Below are 26,321 nucleotides of genomic sequence, written 5' to 3' on the forward strand. Positions count from 1 at the left end.
CTGGAATGCGCAAGGGAACGACGCGTCGGCGATTCATGGCAGGAGCGATGGTGGGGGCTGTGGTGCTGCCTTTCACCGCGCGCTTCGCAAGGGCAGCCGAGTTCACGATGAAGCTCGCGACCGGACAGGATCCGTCGCATCCGGTCAACAAGCGTGCGCAGCAGGCGGCCGATCGCATCAAGGAGGCGAGCGGCGGCCGGCTGGAGATCAATCTTTATCCGGCCAATCAGCTCGGTTCCGACACAGATCTGATCTCCCAGGTGCGGGTCGGCGCGGTCGATGCGATCAACATCGCGAGCTCGGTGCTGGCCACCCGCGTGCCGCTCGCCGGCATCGTCAACACCGGCTTCGCCTTCACGTCCTACGACCAAGTCTGGAAGGCGATGGATGGCAGCCTCGGTGATCACATCCGCAAGGACATCGAGAAGACCGGCGCGATCGCTCTGTCGAAGCCCTGGGACAACGGCTTCCGCCAGGTCACCTCGTCGACCCGCGAGATCAGGACGCCGGACGATCTCAAGAGCTTCAAGATCCGCGTGCCGGCGGCGCCGATCCTGACCAGCCTGTTCCAGGCGCTCGGCGCCGGACCGACCCCGATCAATTTCAACGAGGTCTACACGTCGCTGCAGACCAAGGTGGTCGAGGGCCAGGAAAACCCGCTGCCGATCATCGCCACCGCCAAGCTCTACGAGGTTCAGAAGTACTGCTCGCTGACCAGCCACGTCTGGGACGCCTATTGGATCCTCGGCAACCGTGCCGCCTTCGGCAAGCTGCCGTCCGACCTGCAGACGCTGGTCACGCAGGAGTTCAGCAGGGCGGCGGATGACGAGCGCGCCGACATTGCCGCGCTCAGCCAGAGTCTGCGCGCCGATCTCGCCGCCAAGGGCTTCACCTTCGTCGATGTCGACAAGGAGGCGTTCCGCGCTGCGCTCGGCAAAAGCAGCTTCTACAAGGATTGGCGCGGCAAGTTCGGCGAGGAGGCCTGGAAGATCCTGCAGTCGAATGTGGGAGAGCTCGGATGAACAGCGTCGACGCGTCTCTGGCAGCATCCACGAAGCACGGCATCGTTGACGGTCTCGAACGGGCCCTCACGAAGCTGATCGAGATTCCAGCGATTGTCGCCCTGGTCGCGGAAGTCGGAATCCTCTTCACCGGTGTGACGGCACGTTTCGCCTTCAACCGGCCGCTGACCTGGGCCGATGAGCTCGCGTCGATCACCTTCCTCTGGCTCGCGATGCTGGGCGCGGTGCTCGCGCTCAGCCGCGGCGAGCACATGCGGATGACCGCGCTGGTCGACCGCGTCGCACCGCGCACGCGCGCGGTGCTGGAGAGCGCTGCGCTGATGGCGCCCGTTCTGTTCCTGGCGATCCTGCTGCATCCGGCCATCGACTATGCGAGTGGTCAGGCCTTTGCGGAGACGCCGGCGCTCGGCCTCCCTGACAGCATGCGGGCCGGCGCGGTGCCCGTCGGCATCGGCCTCATGCTCGTCACCGCCTTGTTGCGCATGGCGCGCCATGGCTCGCGTGACATCGCGATCACACTGGTGATCCTGGCGGCCACCGCGCTCGTGCTGTGGGCCTCAGCCCCGGCGCTCAAGGCGCTCGGCAACTGGAATCTCATCGTCTTCTTTGCGATCCTGCTCGGCGCGGCCGTGCTCGCCGGGGTGCCGATCGCCTTCTGCTTCGGCCTCGCCACCGTGGCCTATCTGCTCACGGTCACCACGGCCCCGCTCGAAGTCGTCACTAGCCGCATCGACGAGGGCGTCTCATCCCTCGTTCTGCTCGCGATTCCCTTGTTCATTCTGCTCGGCCATCTCATCGTGATGACCGGCATGGCGGCTGCGATGGTCGGTTTCCTGGCGTCGCTGGTTGGCCATGTCAGGGGTGGCCTGTCCTACGTGCTGCTCGGCGCCATCCTGCTGGTCTCCGGCATCTCGGGCGCCAAGACGGCCGACATGGCGGCGGTCGCGCCGGTGCTGTTTCCGGACATGAAGCGCCGCGGCATTCACGACGGCGAGCTGGTGTCGCTGCTCGCCGCCTCCGGTGCGATGGCGGAAACCATTCCCCCCTCGATCGTGCTGATCATCATCGGCTCCGTCGCCGGCGTCTCGATTTCGGCCTTGTTCACCGGCGGCATCCTGCCGGGCCTGGTGCTGGCCGCCGCGCTGGCCGTGGTCGCCAAGCGTCGCATGGTCGAGCCAGAAGGCGTGATCCGGCCGCGGCCGACCTGGCCCAGCATTCGTTCGGCGCTGATCACGGCGCTGCCCGCGCTGATGCTGCCGGTGCTGATCCGCACCGCGGTCACCGAGGGCGTCGCGACCGCGACCGAGGTCTCGACCATCGGTATCGCCTACACGATCCTGGTGGGACTGCTCGTCTATCGCCGTTTCGACTGGCGCAAGCTCTATCCGGCGCTGGTGCATACGGCGGCGTTGTCGGGCTCGATCCTCTTCATCATCGGCGCCGCCACCGCGATGGCCTGGGCGTTGACGCAGTCCAACTTCTCGCATGCGCTCGCGGCGATGATGGTTTCGGTGCCCGGCGGCAAATACGGCTTCCTGCTGATCTCGATCGGCGTGTTCATCCTGCTCGGCAGCATCCTCGAAGGTCTGCCCGCGATGGTGCTGTTCGGCCCGCTGTTGTTCCCGGCGGCCAAGCTGCTCGGCGTTCACGAGGTGCACTACGCGATGGTCATCATCCTCGCCATGGGCATCGGCCTGTTCGCGCCGCCGTTCGGCCTCGGCTACTACGCCGCATGCTCGATCGGGCAGATTGATCCGAATGCCGGGCTGGCGCGGATCTGGCCCTATCTCGGCGCGCTCGTGGTCGGCCTTCTGCTCGTCGCCTTCGTCCCGTGGCTGTCGATCGGATTCCTCTGAGGCATCGGAAAGCAAGTGAACAGCCGTCGCGGCGGCGCCTTCAGGTACGAAATCCTGCCGTTTCGACCATTTCCTGCGTGACAACCCACGCATTTCCGATGTCACCTTGCGCTGCTGCGCGGCCTCAGTGCGGCGCGAAGAGACGAGGTGCTGCCGGAATGAATGCGAGATCTTCACGCAACTCGCCGCGCGCGGGACGCAGCGGGACGGCATGGCGTCATGACAATATCGGCAGGATGCTCAACAACGCGGTGCGCCGGTTCGAATCCCGCGTGCTCGAGCTGATGGTGGCGAGCGGCCACGGCGAGACGCGGATCGCCCATGTCAGCCTCACGCGCAATCTCGACGTCGAGGGCACGCGGCTGACCGAGCTCGCCCGCCGCGCCTCGGTGAGCAAGCAGGCGATGGGCGAACTGGTCGATCAATGCGTCGAGCTCGGGCTGGTTGCGCGCGAGGCCGATCCGCACGACGGGCGAGCGCGCATCGTTCGCTTCACGCCGGCCGGCCTGCAATGGCTCGAGGCCTTCGGCGATGCAGTCGATATGGCCGAGGCCGAGATGCGCAAGGAGCTTGGCAAGGCCGCCATGGACGTGGTCCTGCAGGCGCTCTCGGCCTATGGCGCCCGCTTCGACACGCTGGGCGAGGAGAGATAGTCAGGTTGCTTGACTATCTGGCTGGAGGCCGTAGCATGCCCCCGTCGCGAGGGGAGAAGCGCCGTGATCGAACGTCTGACCGCCTCCGTCCTGATCGTGGGCGGCGGGCCTTGTGGGCTGATGCTGGCCAACGAGCTCGGTCGGCGCGGCGTGTCCGCGGTCCTGATCGACGAGAAGCCGGGCACGGCTTTCAATCCCCAGGCCAACGCCACCCAGGCGCGCACGATGGAGCACTACCGGCGGCTCGGTTTTGCCGACGAGATCCGGCGTGCCGGCCTGCCGGCTGACTATCCGACCGACATCGCCTATTTCACCCGCTATGCCGCTCACGAGCTGGCGCGCTTTCAATTGCCGTCGGCAGCGCGCGCGGTCGAGCTGGTGAAGGGGATGTCCGGCTCGTGGAGCGCGGCCGAGCTGCCGCATCGGGTGTCGCAGAAATTCGTCGAGGCGATCCTGCGCCGGCACGCGGAGCAGCTCTCCGGCATTCAGCTGCATTACGGTCACCGGTTGATCGGCTACACCGCCGATGATGATGGCGTCGCGGCCGACGTCGAACGCCTCAGCGATGGCGCGTGCTTCAAGATCGGCGCGGCCTTTCTGGTGGGCGCCGACGGTCCGCGCTCCCTGGTGCGCCAGTCGCTCGGCATCTCCTATGGCGGGACGACCGGCGTGCAGCGCGATTTCATGGGCGGCCGCATGCTTGCGGTCTACCTCCGCTCGACGGAGTTCTACCAGCGCATGCCGCATGCGCAGGCGTGGATGTATGTCTGCTTCAACCGCGACCGTCGCGCCTTCATGGCTGCGGTGAATGGGCGCGACGAGTTCGCCTTCCACACCCAGCTGCGGCCCGGCGAGGATGAGAGCGCCATCACTGCCGATGATGCGAAGGCGGCGTTCCAGCGCGCATGTGGCGCGCACGTTCCCTGCGAGGTGCTGTCGCATCTGACCTGGACGGCGGGGCATGCGCTCGTCGCCGAGCGCATGCAGAGCGGCCGCGTCTTCCTCGGTGGCGACGCGGCGCATCTGTTCACGCCGACCGGCGGGCTCGGCTACAACACCGCGATCGAAGACGCCGTCAATCTCGGCTGGAAGCTCGCGAGCGTGGTCAAAGGAATGAGCCCGGTGGCGCTGCTCGACAGCTATGCGGCCGAACGCCGCCCGGTGGCGCTGCGCAACACCGACCATGCACGGCGCTTCGCGGATTCGCTTGGGCTGTTCGCGGCTGTGCCGGAGATCGAGGACGCAACCGAAGCAGGCGCCGAGGCGCGGCGCGTTGCAGGCGCCTATCTCGGTCAGCATGCGCGGGCCGAGTTCAACATTCCCGGTGTCACCTTCGGTGGCCGCTATGACGGCTCGCCGATCATCGTCTCCGACGGCACCCATCCGCCGCCGGATGCCGCCAATGTCTACGTGCCGAGTGCGTGTCCTGGCGGTCGCGCGCCGCATGCCTGGCTGGAGCAGGGCGTCTCGCTGTATGACCGCTTCGGCTTCGAATGGACGCTGCTGAGATTTGACGGCAGCGGCGTCGATGAGGACGAGTTGCGCGGCGCGGTGAAGCCAGTGCGCGCCGATGTGAAGGTGATGACCTTGCCTCGCGCGTTGCGCGATCTCTATGAGGCCGACATCGCGCTGATCCGTCCGGATCAGGTCGTGGCCTGGCGCGGCAGCGCATCGCAGGCCGGGACACTGCCACGGGTGATGGCGCGGGCTGCGGGGCACGGCGCCGGCAACTGAGCTCATCGCACGCGCATCGGACATTCGGGCGAGTCGTCAACTTTGCCGACATTGCCGGCCTATGATCCGGCTGATAGCGTCGCGTCGTCCAGGGATGAGCGAAACGAAGGTACGATGACGGAAACGGAGAAGGCCGAGCAGGTCGTGGCGGCGCTGAAATCGGCGGAAGCGAGCGCGCCGGAGGCCGCGTTGCAGACGCTGAACGGTCTGATGGGGCTGGTGCGCAGCCCGAGCGCCGAGCAGCCGCTCGAGGTGGAGGAGGCGCGCGCGGCGGCCTTCATGTCGATCTGCGAGGTCGGCAAGGCGCTGCACCGCAAGCAGCCGACCGAGGCGCTGTGGCCGGCGGCGGTATCGGCCACGGAGCGCTGGCTGACGCTCGTGAAATGAGTTTGGCGTGACGAGAGCTTCGACGCTCACCTGGCGCGCGATGACGCCCGGCGACCTCGCCGCGGTGGATGCCATCGCGCTCCGCCTGCACCCGTCCTATCCCGAGGATCGCGAGGTTTTCGCCGAGCGCATGCGCCTCCATCCGGGCGGATGCGGCGTGCTCGCTGCGCAAGGCGACGAGATCGCCGGCTATGTGGTCAGCCACCCCTGGCATCTCGGGGAGCCGCCGGCGCTGAACGTCGTTCTCGGCCAGCTGCCTTCGCCGGCCACGACCTACTACATCCATGATCTCGCTTTGCTGCCGCAGGCGCGCGGCACCGGCGCGGCCGGTCGCATCGTCGCCCAGCTGAGGTTGCACGCGCGTGAGCTCGGCCTGCCGTCGTTGACGCTGGTCGCCGTCAACGGCTCGGTTCCGTTCTGGGAGAAGCAGGGCTTTGCGATCGCACCCGGCGATGGCGATGTGAGCAGCTATGGCGGCGACGCCAGGCTGATGATCTGCAGCGTCGGCTGACCGGCGCATGAAAACGGCCCGGTGATCGACCGGGCCGTCTCAATCTGCATCAGCGCTCATCAGCCTCGTATCAATTTCGGCCTCGTATCATTCCGGCATCGACACTGGACGCCGCAATATGTCGCGCCGCCGGCTGAAGCGGTTGGCGTGCAGCATCCAGCCGCTGACGGGCTTGCCGTCGCGGTGACGTCCACCGCTTTCCGCCCCCAGCCACGCCGCGATGGCGCCGAGCAGCAGCGCGGTCGCCACCGAGAAGGCAAGGATCGTCGTGCTCGCACGCGAGCGGGACAACGCGCTCTTGGCATTTGCGATCGTCGTATCGACGCGGCGTTCGGCGTCGGGTCCTGCAAGCCCGGTCGTTACGCCGACCAGCTGCACCAGGTAGTTGCGGTCGTCGGTGCTGACGCCGCTGTGGCTCGATGCCGTCAGCAGGATACGGCCGGCCTCGCTGCGTGCCGGCGCCAGCTCGGGGCTCGGCGCCCGCTTGGCTGCGCGGAAGAGGTGATCCAGCTCATAGCTCAGCACTGACGGCTCGTTGGCGATCTGTGGTGCGCTGACGGGATTTGGCCTGCTCGCCGCGGACGCGACCATGGCGGCCAGCACCGTGCCGAGCACGACGGCAAGCGCCCATGCGGCGATGCCGTGCAGGCCATCGCGCTTCTCGGTCTCGTCGCTCTCCGCCAGACCGTAGGCCGCACGAACGCGCCCGGCGACATAGCCGCCGCAGCCGAAGCTGACGAGAGCCTGCAACACGAGATAGAGCCCCGACAGCAGCCACAGCGCCACGGACGCGTCCCGCCAGGTCGGCGCCGTGGAGCTGACGCCGAGCCCGACCGTCATCGCGAAGCTGATCAGGATCGATGACACCGCCGCGGCGGTGAGGGCTCCTGCAATGACCGGCGTCCATTGCAGGGTCCAGCCGTCTGCGGCCACGCGCCCGATGGGTGACGTGGCGACCGGCGCAGTTTCCATGCTCATGTCGTCCTCTCAGCGCAGGCCGAAGAACGACAGGATGGCCATGATGACCACGATCAGGCCTACCAGATAAATCAGTCCGTCCATGGTTGTCCTCCTCAATGCGAGATCCGTTGCCGTATAAGCGACGGCGAGGCTCAACGTTCCGCTCGCCGGACGGCAGCGGAGGAGGAGACGGCGTACGGCATCTGGTTGCCGCCCGATGACGTGGAAATCGAATCCGACCGAACTCATTCTGCGACGCAGCAGAGGACGCCGGGTCGGCCTTTGCCGGCTGATGCGGCGGCGCAACGGCCGCCGCGATCCATGTCAGTCAACCCAGGCGCTCATCGAGGCCCGGTTGGGCAATCGACCTGCGCTCAATAGCGCGGAGCATAGCGTTGACGTGCATAGGCGTAGGCCGGGTTGATGCCGCAGCCGGCGTCGGTGCCGGAGGCTGCGGCCTGACACTGCCGATATGTGGAGAATTGGCAATTGCCGGGATAGCCCCACATCCTGCCCTGCAGGCAGAAGCGATCCTGTGCCGCGGACGCCGGCGAGATCGCCGCGAGCCCTGCGAGAACGGCTGAGGCGGAAAGCGAAGCAAACAGAAGGCGGCGCATGCATTATCCTTGTGTTGAAGGTGACGTTGCAACGCGGGGCTGCACGGGCCCGTTCCTCACGGGCCACATTAACTGTTGGTGTCGCCGTCGCAGCGTCGCGTTCATGGCTCCCGCCGGATTGTGTGCTCGGACCGCTCGACGCCCGGCGCGCGCCCGCCAAGAGCGAGCTGACAACCGTCGGCCAACGCGAAGCCGGAACATTCCGCGACGGCTTCGGTTCATCACCCGACAACGGCGGATGCTTTCCATGTTTCGACGATCCAGGAAGTCGGATGACGCTCGTCCGGGGGCGGTCAGTGTTTTCGGCAGCAGCCGCGGGCCGGGCACGGGCGGCATGCTGGCGCTGCTCGGGCTGGCGTTTCTGATCCAATATGTCGATCAGCGTCCGGAGCCGGCATCCCGAGGGCGGACGAACGAGCTGTCCGACGACGGTCGCGGCAGGCTCGCCGCGTCACCCTCCGAGATCCCGCCGCGGGGCTGGAAGGATGTGCTGTATCGCGTCTATCAGAACGTCACCGATCACAGGATCGTGGCGCTCGCCGCAGGCATGACGTTCTATACGCTGCTGGCGATCTTTCCGGCGCTCGCTGCGCTGGTCGCGGTCTACGGCCTGTTCTCGGATCCCGCGAAGATCACCGGACATCTGGAGCAATTGCAGGGCATGTTGCCCGGCGGCGCCATTGAGATCGCGCGCGATCAGCTGACCCGCGTGTCGGCCAAAGGCAGCCAGGCGCTGGGTGTCACCTTTCTCGTCAGTCTTGCGATCTCGCTCTGGAGTGCGAATGCGGCGATGAAGTCGCTGTTCGATACGCTCAACGTCGTCTATCGCGAGGAGGACACGCGCGGCTTCATCAAGCTGAACGCCATCTCGCTGCTGTTCACCGGCGGCGCGATCCTGTTTGCGCTGCTCGCCATCGGAGCCGTCGTGGTGCTCCCGGTGCTGCTGAAATATCTCGGCATGTCCGAGGCCGCCGATCTGGTGCTGCAGATCGGCCGCTGGCCTGCGATCTTCATCTGCGTCTCGCTCGGGCTCGCGCTGATCTACCGCTATGGACCGGATCGCGAGGAGCCGAGATGGCGCTGGATCAGCTGGGGCAGTGCGCTCGCGGCGGCGCTCTGGCTCGCGGGCTCGGCGCTGTTCTCATGGTACGCGGCCAATTTCGGCAGCTTCAACGCCACGTACGGCTCGCTCGGCGCCGCCATCGGCTTCATGACCTGGATCTGGATCTCGGCGATCGTGGTTCTGATCGGCGCCGAGCTCGACGCCGAGCTCGAGCACCAGACCATGCGCGACACGACGACGGGACGCGAGCGGCCGCTCGGGACCCGCGGCGCCACCATGGCCGATACGGTCGGCCAGGCCCGCTGAGCCGCGAAGATGCTGCGATGGCGGAGAAGTTGCTGCCCGGCGACCGGCTGGACGAGGCCGGCGGAGCGATTCGGCGTTTCGCGCCCCCCGATCCGGGAGGCGTTGCTGCAGCTCGGCCGAAAAGCTTCGTGCGCTCGCTGGCACGGCTGTTCGAGATGTTCCACGAGCAGCTCGCCGCGACGCGGCTGCACGATCACGTGCTGGCGCAGGGCGAGCGCTTCTCCGACATGGTGCTGGGGCAGTCGTCAGGTCGACAGCGACGGTGCGGCTTGCGCGGCCGCGTGCTCGATCGCCGCGGCTGCATCGAGCACGAGGTCCTCGCGGAAACGCGGCCCGACGATCTGCACGCCGATCGGAATGCCCTCATGCACCCCGGTCGGCACGCTGATCGAGGGCAGCCCGAGAAACGCGGTCGCGAACAGGAAGATGTGCGAACGATACAGACGATCGACGCTGGCGTCGCTCTCGAGGTCGACGCCGTAAGGCAGCGCCGTCTCCATCGCCACCGGGCACAGCACCAGCGGATGCTCCTGCATGAAGATCTGCCAGCGCCGCAGATAGGTGGCGCGTACCGATGACAGCCTGATCAGGCCGGCGACGTCGAGCTCGGGCGTGCGGTTCGTCATCAGCGCGAAGGCGCGCCGCGCCAGCGCGTCGCCATGCTGCTCGACCTGGGCGGCGAGCGTCACGCGCGACTCGCCCTGCGCGAAATCGTTCCAGGCGCCGGCGGCGGCCGCGACATCGGGCGGATCGCGCCAGGTCACCTCGTAGCCCGCCTGATGCAGAATCGCCGCGGCCTTGCGCACGGCGGCCTCGACCTCCGGTGCGATGCCGACGCCGGCCGGATCGAGGCACACCGCGACGCCGGGATGATCGAGGCGCGGCCCCTCCAGCGGCATCGCGACATGCCAGGGATCGCGCGGGTCGGGCGCAGACATCGCCGCCAGCGCCAGCCTCGCGTCCTCGACGTTGCGCGTGATCGCGCCCTGCACCGAGATCAGCTGCAACGACAATTGCCGCTCGCCCGGCGCGGTGCCGTTGAAGGCCGGCACGCGGCCGAACGAGGGACGCAGACCGACGGTGCCGGTGCAATAAGCAGGATAGCGGATCGAGCCGCCGCCATCATTGCCATGCGCGATCGCGCACATGCCGGTGGCCGCGGCCACCGCGGCGCCGCCGCTCGATCCGCCCGGCGTGCGATCAGGCCGCCACGGATTGAGCGTGCGCCCATGCAGGTCGTTGTCGGTGAACCAGCGCATCGAGAACGCCGGCGTGTTGGTGCGGCCGATGATGACGGCGCCGGCGCGGCGCAGATTGGCGACCACCGGCGCGTCGTGCTTGGCGATGTTGTCCTTGAACGCGACGACGCCGTTGGTGGTCGGCAACCCCTTCTGGTCGACATTGACCTTGGTCGTCACCGGCACGCCATGCAGCGGCCCGAGCGCCGAGCCTGCGGCCACCATGCGGTCGGCGAGATCGGCGGCTGCGAGCGCGTCTTCCGCCTGCACCGACACCACGGCGTTGAGATCCGGATTGACCGCCGCGATCCGATCGAGGCTGGCCATCACCGCGTCACGGCTCGAGATCTGTTTGTTGCGGATGGCGGTGGCGAGTTGCGTGGCCGACCAGCGCCACAGCGGCGTATCCATGAAGCAAGCCTCTATGATCGGGAGGGTGATGGCGATGGGGCGATGCCTCGTGCGGGCCGCTTTGGCCGTTGCGCGGGTCCGGCGTCCATCGCCGTCCCTTGCGTGGCCGCAGTCAACATCGCCGGCCGCGTGCCGGCAATGCGGAGGATGTTTTCGCGGCGGGGCACGGGTCGTGGCACATGATTCATGATCATTAGGACCAGGAATTTCATGTCAAGGGCGCGAAGGGGACTGGCATCGGGCTTCCACCCGGAGCGGCGGCAGGTCCCGCGCAGCGGAACCGTCCGAGAACTTCCTTGAACCGTTTGTTGCTCGCGGCGTTGACGGTCCGCTCGTTGTCCGAGCGGGTTCCGGGGAACCCGGGGTGGATTTGTCGTGTTCCTTTATTGGCTGTCGCAACGACCCGCCGGGCGAAGGGTCGCCGCTGCGCCGCCGGCGATCACCGATCGCCGTTCGTCTCATTGATGATGTCGGAGCGTTCAAAATGACGGAGGAGTTTGTCGACGGCAGCCGGAAAGACGAGCCTCCGCCACGGACGCGGATCTCCACCGGGAGCGAAGGTCTCGACGACATCCTCGGCGGCGGCTTGGACGCCAATCGCCTGTATCTCTACGAGGGGCGGCCTGGGACCGGAAAGACGACGGTCGCGCTGCAGTTCCTGCTCAAGGGCAGGCGTCTCGGCGAGCGGGTGCTCTACATCACGCTATCGGAGACCCAGCGCGAATTGGAGGTGGTCGCCGAGCGGCACGGCTGGTCGCTCGCCGGCGTCGACGTGTTCGAGCTGGTGCCGCCGGAGACGACGCTCGATCCGGAGCGGGAGCTCACGGTGTTCCATCCGGCTGAGGTCGAGCTCAGCGAGACCACCGGCCTGATGTTCAAGGAGGTCGAGCGCGTCGATCCCGCCCGGGTCGTCATCGACAGCCTCTCCGAGCTGCGGCTCTTGGCGCAGAGTCCGCTGCGCTACCGTCGTCAGGTGCTCGCGCTGAAGCACTTCTTCGCCAAGCGCAACTGCACGGTCATCCTGCTCGACGATCTGTCGTCGTCGCAGGATGATCTGCAGCTGCACTCGGTCGCGCATGGCGTCGTGATGCTGGAGCAGCTGGCGATCGAATATGGCGCCGAGCGCCGCCGGCTGCGCGTGATCAAGATGCGCGGCATTGCGTTTCGCGGCGGCTTTCATGATTTCACGATTGCCGAAGGAGGTCTGAGGATCTTTCCCCGGCTCGTCGCCGCGGAGCATCATCGCTCGTTCCTCGGCGAAGTCGTGTCCAGCGGCAACGCCGAGCTGGACCAGCTGCTGGGCGGAGGGCTCGAGCGCGGCACCAACGCGCTGCTCATCGGCTCCGCTGGCGTCGGCAAATCGTCGGTTGCGCTGACCTACGCGATCGCGGCGGCCGATCGCGGCGAGCACGCGGTGTTCTTCGCGTTCGACGAGGGCCGGGGCACCGTGGAGGCGCGGGCGCAAACGCTCGGCCTGCCGCTGGAAAGACACATGGCGTCCGGGCTGATCAGGTTCCAGCAGATTGATCCCGCCGAGCTCTCGCCCGGTGAGTTCGGCGCCAACGTCCGGCGCAGCGTCGAGCACGACCATGCCCGCGTCATCGTCATCGACAGTCTCAACGGCTACCTCCATGCGATGCCGGACGAGCGTTTTCTCATCCTGCAGATGCATGAACTTCTGAGCTATCTCGGCCAGCAGGGCGTGCTGACCATCCTGGTGCTCGCGCAACATGGTCTGGTGGGACCGATGGAAACACCGCTGGACATCAGCTATCTCAGCGATGCCGTGCTGATGCTGCGCTACTTCGAGGCGGCAGGGACCGTCCGCCGCGCGCTGTCGGTCGTCAAGAAGCGGAGCGGACACCACGAGCATACGATCCGCGAGTTTCGCCTGGGTGGAAGCGGCATCACGCTCGGGCCCCCGCTCACGGCGTTCAGCGGCGTGTTCTCGGGCAATCCGCGTTTCACCGGCGACGTCATCCCTGACATGGACGTCCGCGATGAGCGCTGATCGGGATCAGCACGTGCTCGTCTTCGCACCGATCGGACGGGACGGTCCGGCCTCCGCGGAGCTGCTTCGCAATGCCCGGATCGACGCCCGCGTCTGTACCTCGCTGGCCGAGCTGGTGAGCGAGCTGAACACCGGCGTGGGCGCCGTCGTCGTTTCCGAGGAGGGCTTCTTTGCCAAGGACACCGGCCCGCTGATGCAATGGGTCGAGCGGCAGCCTGCCTGGTCCGATTTGCCCTTCATCGTCCTGACCAGCCACCGGGAGCAGCCCGCCGTCGCCGCGTGGCGGCGCAATCTCGTGCGCGCGCTGCGCAACGTGTCATTGCTGGAGCGGCCGATCCAGCCGATCACGCTGACCAGCGCGGTGCAATCGGCGATGCGGGCGCGGCGGCGCCAATACGAGATCCGCGCGCTGATCCAGGCCCGCGAGCAGGCGGCGCAGGAGCTGGAGCGGCTGGTGGTGGAGCGGACGCGCGCGCTCGCCGAGTCCAACGAGCATCTGCGCATCGAGATGGCCGAGCGCGCCCGCGTCGAGGAGACGCTGCGCCAGGCGCAGAAGATCGAGGCGATCGGCCGGCTGACCGGCGGCGTCGCGCACGACTTCAACAATCTGCTGATGGTGATCTCGGGCGGTCTCGACATGCTGGACCGCCAGGCCGATCCGGAGCGGCGTCGCCGCCTGATGGACGGCATGATCCAGGCCGCCCAGCGCGGCGCCAGCCTGACGCGACAGCTGCTCGCGTTCTCGCGCCGCCAGGAGTTGACGCCCGAGCCGGTCGACATCGCGCGCCAGATCGGCGGCATGCGCGAGCTGCTCGATCGCAGCCTGCGCGGCGACGTCCACGTGCAGTTCGAATTTCCCGAGACGCTCTGGCCCGTCGAGGTCGACCCCGGCGAGCTCGAACTGGTGGTGCTCAATCTCGCCGTCAATGCGCGCGACGCGATGCCGAGCGGCGGCACGATCATGGTGCGGGCTGAGAATCTGTCGAACTGGAGGGACGACGAGCTCGCGGGTGACTATGTCCGCCTGTCGGTGATCGACGCCGGGACCGGAATGACGGACGAGGTCCGCCTGCGCGTCTTCGAGCCCTTCTTCACCACCAAGGACGTCGGCAAGGGCTCGGGCCTCGGGCTCGCCCAGGTCTACGGCTTCGTCAAGCAGTCGCGCGGCACCGTCTCGATCGACTCCGAGCTGGGCCGGGGCACCACGATCGCCTTGTACCTGCCGCGATCCGCGCACGCCGCGTCCGGGCATCAGCAGCATCTGATCGATCTGCATCGGCCGCGCCCCCGTCATCGCGACGAGGGCCGCGTTCTTCTCGTCGAGGACGACGAGGAGGTCGCTGCGCTGGTGAGCGAGATGCTCCGTCAGCTCGGCTTCGAGGTCACCCGCGCCGCCAGCGCGGCGGCGGCGCTCGGCGCACTGGCCGACGGACGGGCGGTCGACCTCGTGTTCTCCGACGTGATGATGCCGGGCGGCATGAACGGCGTCGAGCTTGCGCGCGAGATCCAGCGCCGGCGCGGCGACATGCCCATTCTCCTGACCAGCGGCTATTCGGGAGCGGCCGTGCATGCGGCCAGGGAAGCGGGCGTGCGGATCCTGCCGAAGCCCTATCGGATCGACGAGCTGGCGGCGGCGATCGATGCGGCCAAGGCAGAAGGCATGTGGTCGCGGGCGCGCAGCTCCTGAGCGGTGGCCGGTCGTCCGACGTTCCGGCCCGCAGGCTCGACAGCCGTGGCTTAGCGTCAGCCGCGCTCGATCAGCACCGACACGGTGACTTGTCCCACCCGGCCGTCATTGGATCTGACCTCCAGGCTGACATTGGTCGTCGAAGGCTCCAGCCGGTCGCGTGCGATCGCAAGCGCGGCGTCCGCCGTCTCAAGAAGCACGGTCTCGACGTCGTCGAAATCGACGCCTTCGAGGTCGGTGCCCTCCGCAGGCACTTCACCGGGATGTTGGATGTAGAAGAGCATCTCATCCGTCCCGGTCATGGGATTGTCCTGGGCGCGAATCGTCGATCTGATGAAGATACGCGGGATCGAACTCTCCGGCAGCGACGACCTTATCAACGTCGATCAGCTTCACAAGGTTCTTACGGATATCGAGCACGCGTTGACTGCGGAATTCCTGCAGCACGCGGTTGACATGCACGGTGCTCAGGCCGAGCGCCTCGGCGAGCTCCGATTGGGTAATCGGAAACCGATAGGCGTTGTCGTCGACGAGCCCGACCTCGGCCAGGCGTTGCCGGAGCTCTGCGAGCAGATGCGCCATGCGGGCCGACGCCGAGCGAACGCCGAGATTGAGGATCCACTGCCGGAACACGGCGGCGTCGATCATGGTCTCGCGCCACAGGGCGCGCGCGACAGCCGGATGGGCGTCGATCAGTCTGGACAGATCGGCGTGGTCGATGAAGGCCAACGTCGCCGCGGAGATCGTGACGATGTCATGGTCCATGGTCTTGAGCAGCAGGCTTTGCAGATCGGGAATGTCGCCGGGAATGTGGAACGACAGGATCTGGCGCTTGCCGGTCTCGGTGACCTTGGCGCGATAGGCGAAGCCGGTGACGATCATGCAGCACGCCTGCGGACGATCACCCTCCCAGGCAATCTGGGTTTCCGGCTCGACCGCCTTCAACTCCACGGGAAGGGCCTTGATCGCCGCGATGTCGTGTTCGCTCAGCTCGGTTGCGCTCCGCAGCCTGCGGATCAGCTTGACCATATGATGCATCGGGGGCTCGCGATGGCGAAGGTCAAGACCATCGGCTTGAGGCAAGGTCTGTGGGACCGGAGAGCGAGGTGCCAAGCTTCGCTGCGCAGGCAGAGGGAGCACGATCATCTCTCGGCCACCGGCACCTTCCGAAAGTTGGGCTGGGGGTTATTGATAACGGTCGACCGTCGGATTGGTTCCCTTCCTCCTCCGATTTATCCAGTCGTGTTCCATCGCGGGCTGCGGCAGGACGTCGCCATCCTTTCGGGTTGAACCGGCGGGCACTTCCTCGCATTCTCGGCGCGATGAGCGTGATGAGGTGGCGCGCATGGAACGCTACATTCGCAACGAAAACATCCGTCATTTTCGTCAGCTGCTCGAGGCGGAGACCGACGAGCAAAAACGCAGGATCATCCGGCAGCTCCTGGCGGACGAAGAGGCCCGGCATTGTCCGCCCGATCCCAAGCCGCCGACCTCCTAGCGGATGCGCGCGCTCAACGGCCGGGTTCCATCCAGTTCAGAGTCCCGCAGGCGGTGCAGTTGAACATGCGGGCCGATTCTCCCGTCCGGGGATTCAGGATGCTCCGAATCGCGCTCGCGCGGTGACCGCAACTGCGGCAGGGCGGCAGGTCGTTATGACCGCCGCGCAAAGAGCTGTTGTTGTCGGACACGTCGGACATCACCTCCCGAAACTCACGAGATCAATCGGCGGATCACTCCGGAAATACAATTGGGGGACAATACGGAGCTGACGGCGGCGAGGCGTTTGCGTCAGAGGAGCGGCTCGGCACCATCCGCTTCCAGTCCGCGGCGAGCGCCTCGTTCCCGGGCGTCCGGCCTTGGGCCGTTGGCCTGGTCTCGCCCGGCCCCGACTCCGGCCAGCTCGCAGTAAAAAAGCTGCGCTCCGATGTCGACTGGCTGCTCATCGGCTCGTCCTCGGGGAAACAGGAGAAGCCGGCATGACGCTCCCCCGAATAGTCTCGCAGTCGGAATGGACCGAAGCGCATCGCGCCCACCTCGCCAGCGAAAAGGCCTTCATGCGGCAGCGCGACGCCCTGGCCGAAGCCCGGCGGAACCTGCCTTGGGTCAAGGTCGAGAAAGACTATGTCTTCCAGACGCCGAACGGGCCGGCGCGCCTGGGCGACCTGTTTCAGGGACGCAGCCAGCTGATCATCTACCATTTCATGATGGCGCCGGGCGATCCGCACCGCTGTCCCGGCTGCTCCTTCCTGTGCGACCATATCGACGGTGCCAACCAGCATCTGCGACAGCACGACGTCAGCCTTGTCGTGGTGTCGCGCGCGCCCCTCGCGGACATCGCGCCGTTCAAAGCGCGCATGGGCTGGGCTTTCGACTGGGTGTCGTCCGAAGGCAGCGATTTCAATGCTGACTACAAGGTCTCGTTCTCGGACGAGCAGATCGCGGCAGGCACGGCCGTGTACAATTTCGCGCCGCTGCGCGGCAGCTCGCGCGAGCTGCCCGGCCTGACCGTGTTCTACAAGGACGCCGCCGGCGACATCTTCTGCACCTTCCAGGTTCGCTCCCGCGGCGGCGATCCGCTGATCGGCGCCTATCACTATCTCGACCTTACGCCAAAGGGCCGCAACGAGACCGGACGCGGCAATCTGTCCGACTGGGTGCGCCTGCACGACGAATACGAAGGGGGGAGCCGCCAAGGCTGCCATTGCGGCCCGTAGCGCAGGCGGAATCAGCGCGGCATGGGTAGGTCAGCTCGTCCTGTTCTGATATTGCACTCTCCACTCGGGTGACGGTGCACTCAGCTTCTGCCGCTCGTTCCTGGCGCGGAGAGTTGAGGCACTATCCCCGTCGAGCACAATCACGCGTATCGCCCTGAGAAATACCTGATCAACGCAGCGATCGCGTGACGCACGATCTCGCAACGCAGCCCTGAGTTTTTCACCGCAGCGCACTTGATTTGCCGCAATGGCGGCAACTGCGTTCGATGGAACATTCGACTCAACAGAAAGGAGTTGAGTCATGTGGCTCACCAAGGACGACTTCCGCATCAAGGCGGACAATTTCGATCTTACGAACGGCTCGAACATTCTTCGCATCATTTGCGGATTGTTTCTGTTTCCTCACGTCGCGGGAAAGTTTGCTGGCGGCGCGGTGTCGGCCGCGACTGCGGGCTTCTTCGCCAAGGCAGGCTTTCATCCGCCGGAGGCCTGGGTTTTGATCGCTGCCGCCGCGGAATCCGCCGCCGGAATAGCGTTGGTCCTCGGCATCTGCACGCGCTTCGCCGCACTCGGCGCCACCGCGCTGCTGCTGTTTGCAGTCTACGCGCTGCAGGTCGTGAAAGGCTTTGGCTGGACCTGGAACACCGGCGGCTACGAGTATCCCGTGTTCTGGGCGATCACCTCGCTCGTCGTCGCCATCGAGGCGTGGAAGACGCATCTGCGGCAAGCCAAGCCGAGCGCGCGGGCCCTGCCGGCAAGCGCTGCGGCCTGATCCTAAGACCGTGATGAGGACATGAGAGCCGCCCACGGGCGGCTTTCGCGCGCCTGGCCTCACATCTCGGCCGGGCTCGGTGTCTCCACGCAGTTCGTCAGCCGGGCCGGCGTGCCCACGGCCGTGCAGCCGGCCGGCACATCGGATGTGACGACCGCTCCTGCGCCGATCTTGGCGAAGTCGCCGATCGCGACATCGCCGAGCACCGTCGCACCTGATGACAGCAGCACGCCGCGGCCGATCCGCGGGCCGCGCCCGGGCAGTGCATCGTGACGCCCGATGGTGACGTTCTGCAGGATGGTGACGCCGTCGCCGATGGTGCTGAACGCGCCGATGACGATGCCGGTGGCGTGATCGAGAAACACCGCCGTCCCGATCTGCGCCGAAGGATGGATGCTCACCTGCAGCGACGTCGACGCCTCGGCCTGGAGCAGCAAGGCGAGGTCGGGCTGCGCGTTGGTCCAGAGCCAGTGCGAGACACGAAACGCCTGCATCGCGATGTAGCCCTTGTAGTTCAGCAGCGGCGGCAGCAGCGACGTGGTTGCCGGATCGCGGGCCGCGATGGCGCGCAGATCAAGGCCGGCCGCCTCGACGAGATCGGGGGACGCGCGCTGGGCCCGGCGCGCGATGGCAGCGAGCTGCGTGCGCTCGCCCGGGGTCCTGCCAAGGCGGGTGCCGATCTGGTGCGCCACGACACTGCCGAGGTCCGGATGATCTTGGATCGCGGCCGCCGCGGCGCGGCCAAATATCGGATCGCTCACCAGGCCCAGCCGGGCCTCGTCCTGGATGGACTGCCAGAGGGCGTCCCGCGCTGAGTGCGTTTCGGTCATGGTCGACTGCTCGCTTGCCGGAGGAGGCGGGCAACATAGCCCGACCCGGGCGCCGTCGAAACCGGGATCTGCCGGCATCTCTTTCTTGCCGGCTGGCGGCCGTCGGCGCCGCGTCCTGTTAGTTGCCGGCTGACGGCCGGAAGCTTGGCAAAGGGGGCAGGCCGGGCTAGCATCGCCGCGTCGAGAGAGGCACCGCGAGGAACGGACCGAAAAAACAGAGACCGGGATCAGGGGGAGGCGTTGATCAATTGGTCGGAGGAGTTTCCTTTTCTGAAGGACCCGGATCTTCCGCCGGAGTACAAACGGATTCTGCTGGACAAAGCGCTGGAAGAACGAGCTCAGCTCGCGCTGCTACCCGAGAAGCGCGCGGAAAGACAGACCTCGGATCGGATCGAACGCCTCAAGTTCTGGCACAACACGCCATTGGTCGTGACGCTCGTCGGGACGATCACGATCATGGTCAATGGCCTCGTCGGCTACTTCCAAAGCCAGCAGACGACGGTCAATTCGATCGCGATCAAGCAACTCGAATCGACGCTGGAGGAGGCACAGAAGCGTTCGGATGCCGAGCGCGAGCGTCAATTGGCCAAGCTCAAGAACGACCTTCAGGAGGGCGCGGCTGCCGCGGACGCCACACGCAAGGCGACCAAGGAGGAGCGCGACTTCGCCTACAAGGTCATCGAGAAGGAGCTGGCGAAGAGTGACGATACGCGAGCGCGCGCGGCGGTTCTGTTGTTCCTGGTTCGCGCGGGCGTCCTCAACAGCCTGAACCGCGGCGAGCTGGAACGAATGGCGCTCGCCGATCTGGAGGGGACGAAGTCGCCCAGCGAGGCGGTGATCCCTCCGACCCTGGGGCGTCGCGACGTCGAGCTGCCGCACTACAATCTTCAGCCGCCTCCGCCCAGTCCCGGCCAGACCCAATCGGCGAGCAGGCTCCTGACCCTGGCGGTCAGCGAGATCAACAGGAACGTCGAAGAGACGACATCGGCCGACCGGATTGCCGACTATTGGCGGGCCGTGAACCTGGACCCCATGCAGATGGGGCAGGCGCCGTGGAGTGCGGCATTCATCTCGTGGCTGATCCTCAAGGTGGACAGTCCGGTGAAGATCACGCCGTCTGCGGTCAACGCCCAGATCTGGAACGATGCCCTGCGCAAGAAGCTCACATTCCTGCCGGGCGAGAAGCCGGCGCTGCCCGGCGATATCGCCGTCTTCCTCCGGGTGAGGGCGGGCTCGGAACTGAGCGATGCGCGCGCCGGAAAGTCCGTATTCGCGCCGGGGCAGAGCGGCGTGATCTATTCCGTCGACGGGAGCACGTTCACCTCGATCGAAGGCAACAGCGCGGATGCAGTCAGGCTGGTCACGCATGGCATGACCGAGCAGAACCTGCTGGGCTTCATCCGCCTGGCTGATGCCGTCCCATGATGCGGCTTCTCGCTGCTGGCCGAAGCTCAGCCGTCATTCGGCGTTCCGGGCGAGGGTGCGGCGAGCGATCACCCGATGCCATCGTCCGATGCAGGTGACGTCGATCCTGCTCGTCATCGTCCTGCCCTTGCATGGGCGGTGCTGAAATTATTCGACAGCCTTCGAACGATGCAGGTCAGGCTGGGCGTCGGGCTGGTCCTGTCGAGATACGACAACCCGCGGCTGTTCTGGCTGTTGGTCGCGCTGCAATCCCTGGCAATCGGCGTTCTGCTCGCCGTGCTCTACGCAGCCTATGTCGTGCTCCCAAACCAGATCGCGAGCTAGCGCGTGGCGAACCGTTGTGGGCGCATGATCGTCTGGCTTTTCGTCAGATGATGCATATGTGCACCGGCGCGTACGTCGCGCGGCAGCATCACTCTTGGCGGGGGACATCGTGCATGGTCGTCAATAGTGAGATTGGTGAGATATTCAAGAGGGCGGCCGCCTGGCTGCCGCCCCTATCCTATCTGATAGCTGTGACGATGCTTGCCGGATTGGTCGCCGGCTCGATGGCTCTCGATCCGGGACTTGCATTCATCTCCTGGTATTGGGCGCTCGCGATAGCCGGCTGCCTGTTGGGAATTTTCGGAGCTCTTCGCATTGCTCTCGGCCTTGGAGCCCCGCGCTGGATCGGCGCGGTCCTCGCGCTGCCCTGCCATCTCTGGCTCGTCAACGTGGTCAAGCTGATCGGTGATCAGCCGCTGTCCTCCATGGAGAGGATCGTGTTCGGCCTGGCGGCCCAATTGGCCTTCCTCGCGGCAGCGGCCGGCGCGCTCAGGCTGGTCGAATGGTTGTCGAAGCCGAGGTTCATCTTTCGCGTCGGATACTTGTTTCTGGCCGTCTTTGCGGTGCTCGCCTGCGTGGACACGGCGGTCAGCGCCGCCGGTTGGACTTTTGCAAGGACGCCGTACTGGCTGATGCCGTTTCAGGCCGTGCGCGCTGCAGCCACGCTGGTTGCGTGTGGCGCATTCATCGGCGCTGCCTTGGTGCTGTCGTTACGGCCAGGCGGAGAGCCGTGGACCGGCGTCGTACTCAGCCTGATCGTCGCACATATGCTCTACGATGCAATGAGGCTGACTTTTGTTCTCGAGGTCCACGAACGTGTCGTGTCATTGTGGGGCCCGGCGACCATGCTGGTGGCCGCTATTGCAGTGTGGCGGATCGGGACGGTCCTGCACGCGGGAGCTGTCGCGCGGGGGCCGGCCTCCGTGCATAGGACCGCGGTTTGACGCGGCCCTCGCTCTGGCCTGCGGGAGCTCGGCTCGTCCCGTCTGACGTCTCCCGCGCCGGTCAAGTTTGAGATTTCGTTTTAGACGAATTATATGCGCCGTTGTCATCCTGACGACCGCCAAGAAAAGAGGACGGGCTCAACGCCCGTCCTCAATTTGCTGGGACAGGGTGTTGTCTCTATCCGTGAGCCAGCAGCAGAAGCCAGTAGCCGACGGCCATCACTAGGTGGGCGGAGATCAACGTAATGCAGGCGTAGGTCATCATTGGGGTGCCCTTTCCTGAGCGCACCGGGCGGAAAAATGTTCCGGCGAGCAATGCAAACCGTATATGTGCATCGGTTCCACGGGCAGGTCGGGATAAATCCCTTTGTTTGACAAAGGCTTGCGGAGGTTTTTGATGGCTAGGCGGACGGAATACCCACCTCACCCTTTGGGACGGCTGGTCGCAGCTCAGCGACACAACGCTCTCCGGGATCCCATAGATCCCAAGCTTCCACACAACGTGCGCAACTACCTTGCGGACGTCAAGGGTAAGCTCACACGTATCGACGTTGCTAATATCGCGGCCTGCATTGCGGAAAGCGGAGCAACCAAAATTCGGCGTGTCACGATTTCGAAAGAGGATGTCGAGAGCGTTGAATTGAAGAAGTACGAGGGGGATGATGAAACGTTGTATTGGATACTTCGTGGATCTCTCATTTCACACGAAGATGCAGCTGAGTTGCTCAACAATCAAAGCCTGAGGGTTGGCAGCGAGAACGTCGCAGGCATAAACTCGCATCTCATAACAGGAGACGTAAGGCAGCGATATGCTGCAGCTGAGTTCGGTCCGCTAGCATGTGCGGCGCTCAGCATTAGAAAAAGCTGGACAACTTGGGTCGACGTTGTTTCGGCAGGACCCGGAGGATTTGGTCGCGATGAATTGCAGCTTCAGATATTAAGGGCGCCGAAGGTCCTAGATCCAGAAGATGCGCAGTTCAACAGCCTTGCCGTAGATATTAAACGGGATTGGAAGCGACGAAAATCTGAAACAAGCGACAATCCAACCGTCGCTATAAAGTCGATAAGTGTAACTACGAAACCTGACTCGGATGAACGGCCGATATTGGACGTAAAGTTTGTTCGATCGTTCTACCGGTTCAATTGCGCGGCGAAGGGGCCGGGCGGACTGCGCTTCAGGTGGGAGCAGTTGATTTCACAGGATGATCCCAAAAATGTTCTGACGCACCTAACATCAGGTGTCGGAGTCGTTGTCAACGTTGTATGCGCTAGAGACAATTCCATCGTAATCGGCCAGAGGCAAAACGTAAGTTTCCGTCGCGATGAATTCGACGTGGCTGTCGTCGAAGGCATTCGTCCAACGGCAAATGTGAATAGGCTTGGGCGTATCGACTTATTTGCAGTCGTCAGGCGCGCCTTAGACGAAGAACTTGGTTTGAAGTATTCGCAAGTTGCAATCGGTCGTGATTCCGAGTCCCTGATCAAGGATCTTCGCGTGGTCGGCTTCGGCGTAGATTTGCGGTACTATCAGTATAATTTTCTCTGTAACGTTGTGCTTGATACGGAATTTTCTGATGTCGCCGCGATGTGGACCCATGCAGTGGATCGAAGGGAGAATAAGAAACTGTATCACTGGCCGGCCGACCTCGAAGAGGTGATCCAGAAAATAAGAGTAAGTGATATTTGGAGCGCAGGAATGGCTTGCTTGATGCGCACGTCCGACTATTGGCATGCCGCAGATGAATAGACCGGATCGTGGAGTATTCAGGCTAGGCGATGATCCCCCTCCGGTGCGCTCCGGACCTGCGGGGCGCGCACCCTTCTTTTCCTGCCTCACAAAAGATTCTTCTTTCGCTTTTCCAGAAAGTATGCTCTATTGCACGCATCCTGCTTCGCCACGAGGGGCGTATCGCGATCGTCACGACACGTGAGGCGGGGAGGCGATGGCCGCGGGCTTGCCGTCGCGCACCTGGTGCGCGGACGAGCGGTGAGCTTGCGGACGCAAAGTCGTGTGGTCCTGGCGCCGCGACGCTGGCGCTAAGCTTTCGGGCGATCCCGAGGGCGACGGTGGCTAAGGAGCCGTACACCGGGGAGAGCACGATATAAGCGTGAAGACCATCGCGCAGGGAATGCCGGAGTTCGGCTGAACCTGTGGTGACTGCCGCCTGCTTTTTTTGCTGCAGGCGGGCCATGGGTTGCGGCCAGCGCCCGGCATTCCCTGCGCCCTCGTGCTCTGCGAGGGTCCGTCGATCTCAACAGCCCGGGCGCGTCGGCGTCGCGGATCGCGCCGATGTGCGCCAGTCCGTCATGAGTCGGTCCGCCGCCCTGTCATCCCGCCGCCGAGTGGCCGATTGCCCAGCGCCCCGATGCTCGCGCCCCGCCGGAATTTGATCTACACGGGGGCATTCACGATGGATCATCCATGATCGTCTCACGCGCACCGGCGCGAAAGACAAATCCGGAGTTGCATATGTCCGCCAGCCCTGCCGATCCTCTCAATCTCACCGCCCAGACGACCGAGATCCTGACCTCGCTCGGTGTCGCGCCGGAGCGCCTGCGCGGCGGGACGCGCGCCGCCCGCTCGCCGGTGACCGGCGAGGTGCTGGCGCATGTGCATGACGACACCAGGGCGGACGCGACGGCCGTGATCGCGCGGGCGCATGCCGCGTTCCTGCAGTGGCGGCTGCTGCCGGCGCCGAAGCGCGGCGAGCTGGTACGGCTGCTCGGCGAGGAGCTGCGCGCCAACAAGGCGGCGCTCGGCCGGCTGGTCTCGATCGAGGCCGGCAAGATCGTTTCCGAGGGGCTCGGCGAGGTCCAGGAGATGATCGACATCTGCGACTTCGCCGTCGGCCTGTCGCGCCAGCTCTATGGCCTGACCATCGCCACCGAGCGCGCCGAGCACCGCATGATGGAGACATGGCATCCCCTCGGCGTGACCGGCGTCATCTCGGCCTTCAACTTTCCCGTCGCGGTGTGGGCCTGGAACGCGGCGATCGCGCTGGTGTGCGGCAACAGCGTCGTCTGGAAGCCCTCGGAGAAGACGCCGCTGACGGCGCTGGCGACCGACGCGCTGCTGGCGCGTGCGCTGGCCCGCTTTCGCCGTGACGGCGGCGACGCGCCGGATGGTCTGACCGGCCTGCTGCTCGGCGGCCGCGCCGTCGGCGAGATGCTGGTCGACGACGTCAGGGTGCCGCTGGTGTCGGCGACCGGATCGACCGCGATGGGACGCGTGGTCGGCGCCTGTCTTGCCGGCCGCTTTGCCCGCGCCCTTCTCGAGCTCGGCGGCAACAATGCCGCGATCGTCGCGCCCTCGGCCGATCTCGATCTCACCTTGCGCGCCGTGGCCTTTGCCGCGATGGGCACCGCCGGCCAGCGCTGCACAAGCCTGCGCCGCCTGTTCGTCCATGCGGATGTGTATGAGCATCTGGTGCCGCGCCTGAAGCAGGCCTATGCCTCGGTCGCGATCGGCAATCCGCTGCAGCAGGGCACCTTGATCGGTCCGCTGATCGATCGCGGCGCCTATGACACCATGCAGGACGCCTTGAGCGCGGCGCGGGATCACGGCGGTCGCGTGTTCGGCGGCGAGCGCGTCGCGGTCGGCGGTTTTGAAGGCGCTTTTTACGTGCGGCCGGCCCTGGTCGAGATCGCCACCCAGAGCGGCCCGGTCGAGCGCGAGACCTTTGCGCCGATCCTCTACGTGATGCCCTATCGCGACCTCGATGCGGCGATCGAGCTGCACAACGCCGTGCCGCAGGGGTTGTCGTCGTCGATCTTCACCAACGATCTGCGCGAGGCCGAATTGTTCGTGTCCTCGCGCGGCTCCGATTGCGGCATCGCCAATGTCAACATCGGTCCCTCGGGCGCCGAGATCGGCGGCGCGTTCGGCGGCGAAAAGGAGACCGGCGGCGGCCGCGAGTCGGGATCGGATTCATGGAAGGCCTATATGCGCCGCGCCACCAACACGGTGAACTACGGCCGCAGCCTGCCGCTGGCGCAGGGCGTCAAGTTCGACATCGGGTGATCGGCATGAGGCCTCCTGTCGTCGGCGGAACTGATCGGCCGATTCGTGCGTTGCGCGCTGACAAGGAGGACCATCATGGCGACGACGAAGAAGGCCGCGGCGAAGACATCGGCGCGTGGACGCAAGCAGGATCGTGCCCGCGTCGCGGGCGGTCAGGACTACGAAGTCGGCTACGAAGCCAGGAAGAGCGGCCGCTCGGCGTCGGCCGTGAAGAAGGCGGTCAAGAAGGTGGGCAACAGCCGCAAGAAGGTCGAGCGCAAGCTTTCGCGTTCGTGACGTCAATTCTTCTGCGGCCGCTCCGGCGGCCGCAGCGATCCCCTGGTCCAGCCGAGCGCCCTCGGCGAATGCAGCGGATCGGGACCGTCGCAGACCGGACAGATCAGCTCGTGCCGCTCGCCCTTGCCTTCGCGCACCACGAGGGCCCGGCCGCAGGTCGGGCATGGTTTACGCAGCAGCCATGGGGCGGAATGCTTTGGCATCACGACGTCTCCCGGTCGATGCCGCAGGCTAGGACATCTTCGGGTAGAGGCGGAATCACTTATCTGAATCTTGGCAATTCTTCCGCTTCGCCTTCGCCAGAACATTCAGGGCAGGTGTCGCCGATCGCGCCCAGCACCTCCTCGATCGCTGCAACCGCTTCCGAACGGCTGACACCGCGCGGCGGATCGTCGCGCGCGATGCGGACGGCCGCTGCCTGCGCCTGCGGATCGCCGCGATCCAGCATCCAGCCGTGCGGCTCGCACGCGACGATCGCTCCGGCCTCCAGCAGCGTGGCGGTCGCCCAGCGCTCGAGGCGCTGGCTGGCGGAGCGGCATGTGACGGCGGTGGGCATCGG

General features: G+C 65.7%; 27 protein-coding genes. 18 read left to right on the forward strand and 9 right to left on the reverse strand.

Going from position 1 to position 26,321, the window contains the following annotated elements:
- Positions 1–5 precede the first annotated feature (5 nt).
- The 6 genes from QXZ94_RS01130 to QXZ94_RS01155 all read left to right on the forward strand — a co-directional run bounded on the left by QXZ94_RS01130 (position 6) and on the right by QXZ94_RS01155 (position 6,163).
- Positions 6–1,022, forward strand: coding sequence for a TRAP transporter substrate-binding protein (locus tag QXZ94_RS01130; protein ID WP_409998725.1), 1,017 nt, complete (start codon positions 6–8; stop codon positions 1,020–1,022).
- Positions 1,019–2,878, forward strand: coding sequence for a TRAP transporter large permease subunit (locus QXZ94_RS01135; RefSeq protein WP_315718857.1), 1,860 nt, complete (start codon positions 1,019–1,021; stop codon positions 2,876–2,878). Before QXZ94_RS01130 ends, QXZ94_RS01135 begins: the two co-directional genes overlap by 4 nt.
- 158 nt (positions 2,879–3,036) lie before the next feature.
- Positions 3,037–3,531 carry a MarR family transcriptional regulator gene (locus QXZ94_RS01140; protein WP_315718858.1) on the forward strand — a complete coding sequence of 165 codons (495 nt, stop codon included), beginning with the start codon at positions 3,037–3,039 and terminating at the stop codon, positions 3,529–3,531.
- Between the two features lie 120 nt (positions 3,532–3,651).
- A complete protein-coding gene (locus tag QXZ94_RS01145; protein WP_409998786.1) occupies positions 3,652–5,265 on the forward strand; it encodes an FAD-dependent oxidoreductase in 1,614 nt (537 codons plus the stop codon).
- Between the two features lie 114 nt (positions 5,266–5,379).
- Positions 5,380–5,652 carry a hypothetical protein gene (locus QXZ94_RS01150; RefSeq protein WP_315718860.1) on the forward strand — a complete coding sequence of 91 codons (273 nt, stop codon included), beginning with the start codon at positions 5,380–5,382 and terminating at the stop codon, positions 5,650–5,652.
- Positions 5,653–5,692: 40 nt separating this feature from the next.
- A complete protein-coding gene (locus QXZ94_RS01155; RefSeq protein ID WP_315726021.1) occupies positions 5,693–6,163 on the forward strand; it encodes a GNAT family N-acetyltransferase in 471 nt (156 codons plus the stop codon).
- 87 nt (positions 6,164–6,250) lie between these two features.
- Here QXZ94_RS01155 and QXZ94_RS01160 read toward each other — a convergent pair whose 3' ends face one another.
- The 3 genes from QXZ94_RS01160 to QXZ94_RS01170 all read right to left on the reverse strand — a co-directional run bounded on the left by QXZ94_RS01160 (position 6,251) and on the right by QXZ94_RS01170 (position 7,740).
- The gene (locus tag QXZ94_RS01160; RefSeq protein WP_315718861.1) at positions 6,251–7,141 is read right to left on the reverse strand and encodes a hypothetical protein; all 891 of its coding nucleotides are present in this window, start codon (positions 7,139–7,141) and stop codon (positions 6,251–6,253) included.
- Between the two features lie 9 nt (positions 7,142–7,150).
- Positions 7,151–7,279 (reverse strand): hypothetical protein, encoded by a 129-nt coding sequence (locus tag QXZ94_RS01165; RefSeq protein WP_315718862.1) that lies wholly within the window; start codon positions 7,277–7,279, stop codon positions 7,151–7,153.
- A 218-nt stretch (positions 7,280–7,497) separates the two neighbouring features.
- Positions 7,498–7,740, reverse strand: a complete 243-nt coding sequence (locus QXZ94_RS01170; protein WP_172110741.1) for a DUF3551 domain-containing protein — start codon at positions 7,738–7,740, stop codon at positions 7,498–7,500.
- A gap of 334 nt (positions 7,741–8,074) precedes the next feature.
- On the opposite strand from QXZ94_RS01170, the gene QXZ94_RS01175 reads away from it, so the two are divergent.
- Complete coding sequence (locus QXZ94_RS01175) at positions 8,075–9,109, forward strand: YihY/virulence factor BrkB family protein (RefSeq protein WP_315726023.1); 1,035 nt, start codon at positions 8,075–8,077, stop codon at positions 9,107–9,109.
- 245 nt (positions 9,110–9,354) lie between these two features.
- Here the strand turns inward: QXZ94_RS01175 and QXZ94_RS01180 are convergent, their stop codons facing one another.
- Complete coding sequence (locus QXZ94_RS01180; RefSeq protein ID WP_315718863.1) at positions 9,355–10,758, reverse strand: amidase family protein; 1,404 nt, start codon at positions 10,756–10,758, stop codon at positions 9,355–9,357.
- 484 nt (positions 10,759–11,242) lie between these two features.
- Between QXZ94_RS01180 and QXZ94_RS01185 the strand changes: the two genes are divergently transcribed.
- Together QXZ94_RS01185 and QXZ94_RS01190 are read left to right on the forward strand one after the other, a co-directional pair.
- A complete protein-coding gene (locus tag QXZ94_RS01185; protein ID WP_315718864.1) occupies positions 11,243–12,769 on the forward strand; it encodes an ATPase domain-containing protein in 1,527 nt (508 codons plus the stop codon).
- Positions 12,759–14,456, forward strand: a complete 1,698-nt coding sequence (locus QXZ94_RS01190) for a response regulator (protein ID WP_315718865.1) — start codon at positions 12,759–12,761, stop codon at positions 14,454–14,456. Before QXZ94_RS01185 ends, QXZ94_RS01190 begins: the two co-directional genes overlap by 11 nt.
- A gap of 56 nt (positions 14,457–14,512) precedes the next feature.
- Here the strand turns inward: QXZ94_RS01190 and QXZ94_RS01195 are convergent, their stop codons facing one another.
- Positions 14,513–14,758 (reverse strand): DUF6894 family protein, encoded by a 246-nt coding sequence (locus QXZ94_RS01195; RefSeq protein WP_315718866.1) that lies wholly within the window; start codon positions 14,756–14,758, stop codon positions 14,513–14,515.
- Positions 14,742–15,494, reverse strand: coding sequence for a Crp/Fnr family transcriptional regulator (locus tag QXZ94_RS01200; RefSeq protein ID WP_315718867.1), 753 nt, complete (start codon positions 15,492–15,494; stop codon positions 14,742–14,744). Before QXZ94_RS01200 ends, QXZ94_RS01195 begins: the two co-directional genes overlap by 17 nt.
- A 298-nt stretch (positions 15,495–15,792) precedes the next feature.
- Between QXZ94_RS01200 and QXZ94_RS01205 the strand changes: the two genes are divergently transcribed.
- The 3 genes from QXZ94_RS01205 to QXZ94_RS01215 all read left to right on the forward strand — a co-directional run bounded on the left by QXZ94_RS01205 (position 15,793) and on the right by QXZ94_RS01215 (position 17,942).
- Complete coding sequence (locus QXZ94_RS01205) at positions 15,793–15,954, forward strand: hypothetical protein (protein ID WP_315726711.1); 162 nt, start codon at positions 15,793–15,795, stop codon at positions 15,952–15,954.
- 478 nt (positions 15,955–16,432) lie between these two features.
- The gene (locus tag QXZ94_RS01210) at positions 16,433–17,170 is read left to right on the forward strand and encodes a thioredoxin family protein (protein ID WP_315718868.1); all 738 of its coding nucleotides are present in this window, start codon (positions 16,433–16,435) and stop codon (positions 17,168–17,170) included.
- Positions 17,171–17,471: 301 nt separating this feature from the next.
- Complete coding sequence (locus QXZ94_RS01215; RefSeq protein ID WP_315718869.1) at positions 17,472–17,942, forward strand: DoxX family protein; 471 nt, start codon at positions 17,472–17,474, stop codon at positions 17,940–17,942.
- Between the two features lie 59 nt (positions 17,943–18,001).
- Here QXZ94_RS01215 and QXZ94_RS01220 read toward each other — a convergent pair whose 3' ends face one another.
- Positions 18,002–18,772, reverse strand: coding sequence for a serine acetyltransferase (locus tag QXZ94_RS01220; protein ID WP_315718870.1), 771 nt, complete (start codon positions 18,770–18,772; stop codon positions 18,002–18,004).
- 144 nt (positions 18,773–18,916) lie between these two features.
- On the opposite strand from QXZ94_RS01220, the gene QXZ94_RS01225 reads away from it, so the two are divergent.
- From QXZ94_RS01225 to QXZ94_RS01250, 6 genes are all read left to right on the forward strand, one after another.
- Complete coding sequence (locus QXZ94_RS01225; protein ID WP_315718871.1) at positions 18,917–20,197, forward strand: hypothetical protein; 1,281 nt, start codon at positions 18,917–18,919, stop codon at positions 20,195–20,197.
- Between the two features lie 168 nt (positions 20,198–20,365).
- Positions 20,366–20,521: a hypothetical protein gene (locus QXZ94_RS01230; RefSeq protein ID WP_315718872.1), complete on the forward strand. Its 156-nt coding sequence runs from the start codon at positions 20,366–20,368 to the stop codon at positions 20,519–20,521.
- Positions 20,522–20,634: 113 nt separating this feature from the next.
- Positions 20,635–21,465 (forward strand): hypothetical protein, encoded by an 831-nt coding sequence (locus QXZ94_RS01235; protein ID WP_315718873.1) that lies wholly within the window; start codon positions 20,635–20,637, stop codon positions 21,463–21,465.
- A 397-nt stretch (positions 21,466–21,862) separates the two neighbouring features.
- Complete coding sequence (locus tag QXZ94_RS01240) at positions 21,863–23,212, forward strand: hypothetical protein (RefSeq protein WP_315718874.1); 1,350 nt, start codon at positions 21,863–21,865, stop codon at positions 23,210–23,212.
- Positions 23,213–23,935: 723 nt separating this feature from the next.
- Complete coding sequence (locus QXZ94_RS01245) at positions 23,936–25,486, forward strand: aldehyde dehydrogenase family protein (protein ID WP_315718875.1); 1,551 nt, start codon at positions 23,936–23,938, stop codon at positions 25,484–25,486.
- Positions 25,487–25,561: 75 nt separating this feature from the next.
- Positions 25,562–25,762: a DUF3606 domain-containing protein gene (locus QXZ94_RS01250; RefSeq protein WP_172110721.1), complete on the forward strand. Its 201-nt coding sequence runs from the start codon at positions 25,562–25,564 to the stop codon at positions 25,760–25,762.
- A 2-nt stretch (positions 25,763–25,764) separates the two neighbouring features.
- Here the strand turns inward: QXZ94_RS01250 and QXZ94_RS01255 are convergent, their stop codons facing one another.
- Both QXZ94_RS01255 and QXZ94_RS01260 read right to left on the reverse strand, forming a co-directional pair.
- Positions 25,765–25,965 carry a zinc finger domain-containing protein gene (locus tag QXZ94_RS01255; protein ID WP_172110720.1) on the reverse strand — a complete coding sequence of 67 codons (201 nt, stop codon included), beginning with the start codon at positions 25,963–25,965 and terminating at the stop codon, positions 25,765–25,767.
- A gap of 59 nt (positions 25,966–26,024) precedes the next feature.
- Positions 26,025–26,318, reverse strand: coding sequence for a hypothetical protein (locus tag QXZ94_RS01260; protein ID WP_315718876.1), 294 nt, complete (start codon positions 26,316–26,318; stop codon positions 26,025–26,027).
- Between the last annotated feature and the right edge of the window lie 3 nt (positions 26,319–26,321).

This window comes from Bradyrhizobium sp. SZCCHNS2022 (assembly GCF_032377575.1).
Lineage (GTDB): Bacteria > Pseudomonadota > Alphaproteobacteria > Rhizobiales > Xanthobacteraceae > Bradyrhizobium > Bradyrhizobium aeschynomenes.

Coding starts and splice junctions, on each gene's coding strand:
- QXZ94_RS01130 (WP_409998725.1), top strand. CDS start 6: ATGCGCAAGGGAACGACGCGTCGGCGATTCATGGCAGGAGCGATGGTG.
- QXZ94_RS01135 (WP_315718857.1), top strand. CDS start 1,019: ATGAACAGCGTCGACGCGTCTCTGGCAGCATCCACGAAGCACGGCATC.
- QXZ94_RS01140 (WP_315718858.1), top strand. CDS start 3,037: ATGAATGCGAGATCTTCACGCAACTCGCCGCGCGCGGGACGCAGCGGG.
- QXZ94_RS01145 (WP_409998786.1), top strand. CDS start 3,652: ATGCTGGCCAACGAGCTCGGTCGGCGCGGCGTGTCCGCGGTCCTGATC.
- QXZ94_RS01150 (WP_315718860.1), top strand. CDS start 5,380: ATGACGGAAACGGAGAAGGCCGAGCAGGTCGTGGCGGCGCTGAAATCG.
- QXZ94_RS01155 (WP_315726021.1), top strand. CDS start 5,693: ATGACGCCCGGCGACCTCGCCGCGGTGGATGCCATCGCGCTCCGCCTG.
- QXZ94_RS01160 (WP_315718861.1), bottom strand. CDS start 7,141: ATGAGCATGGAAACTGCGCCGGTCGCCACGTCACCCATCGGGCGCGTG.
- QXZ94_RS01170 (WP_172110741.1), bottom strand. CDS start 7,740: ATGCGCCGCCTTCTGTTTGCTTCGCTTTCCGCCTCAGCCGTTCTCGCA.
- QXZ94_RS01175 (WP_315726023.1), top strand. CDS start 8,075: ATGCTGGCGCTGCTCGGGCTGGCGTTTCTGATCCAATATGTCGATCAG.
- QXZ94_RS01180 (WP_315718863.1), bottom strand. CDS start 10,758: ATGGATACGCCGCTGTGGCGCTGGTCGGCCACGCAACTCGCCACCGCC.
- QXZ94_RS01185 (WP_315718864.1), top strand. CDS start 11,243: ATGACGGAGGAGTTTGTCGACGGCAGCCGGAAAGACGAGCCTCCGCCA.
- QXZ94_RS01190 (WP_315718865.1), top strand. CDS start 12,759: ATGAGCGCTGATCGGGATCAGCACGTGCTCGTCTTCGCACCGATCGGA.
- QXZ94_RS01195 (WP_315718866.1), bottom strand. CDS start 14,758: ATGACCGGGACGGATGAGATGCTCTTCTACATCCAACATCCCGGTGAA.
- QXZ94_RS01200 (WP_315718867.1), bottom strand. CDS start 15,494: ATGCATCATATGGTCAAGCTGATCCGCAGGCTGCGGAGCGCAACCGAG.
- QXZ94_RS01210 (WP_315718868.1), top strand. CDS start 16,433: ATGACGCTCCCCCGAATAGTCTCGCAGTCGGAATGGACCGAAGCGCAT.
- QXZ94_RS01215 (WP_315718869.1), top strand. CDS start 17,472: ATGTGGCTCACCAAGGACGACTTCCGCATCAAGGCGGACAATTTCGAT.
- QXZ94_RS01220 (WP_315718870.1), bottom strand. CDS start 18,772: ATGACCGAAACGCACTCAGCGCGGGACGCCCTCTGGCAGTCCATCCAG.
- QXZ94_RS01230 (WP_315718872.1), top strand. CDS start 20,366: ATGCAGGTCAGGCTGGGCGTCGGGCTGGTCCTGTCGAGATACGACAAC.
- QXZ94_RS01235 (WP_315718873.1), top strand. CDS start 20,635: ATGGTCGTCAATAGTGAGATTGGTGAGATATTCAAGAGGGCGGCCGCC.
- QXZ94_RS01240 (WP_315718874.1), top strand. CDS start 21,863: ATGGCTAGGCGGACGGAATACCCACCTCACCCTTTGGGACGGCTGGTC.
- QXZ94_RS01245 (WP_315718875.1), top strand. CDS start 23,936: ATGTCCGCCAGCCCTGCCGATCCTCTCAATCTCACCGCCCAGACGACC.
- QXZ94_RS01250 (WP_172110721.1), top strand. CDS start 25,562: ATGGCGACGACGAAGAAGGCCGCGGCGAAGACATCGGCGCGTGGACGC.
- QXZ94_RS01255 (WP_172110720.1), bottom strand. CDS start 25,965: ATGCCAAAGCATTCCGCCCCATGGCTGCTGCGTAAACCATGCCCGACC.
- QXZ94_RS01260 (WP_315718876.1), bottom strand. CDS start 26,318: ATGCCCACCGCCGTCACATGCCGCTCCGCCAGCCAGCGCCTCGAGCGC.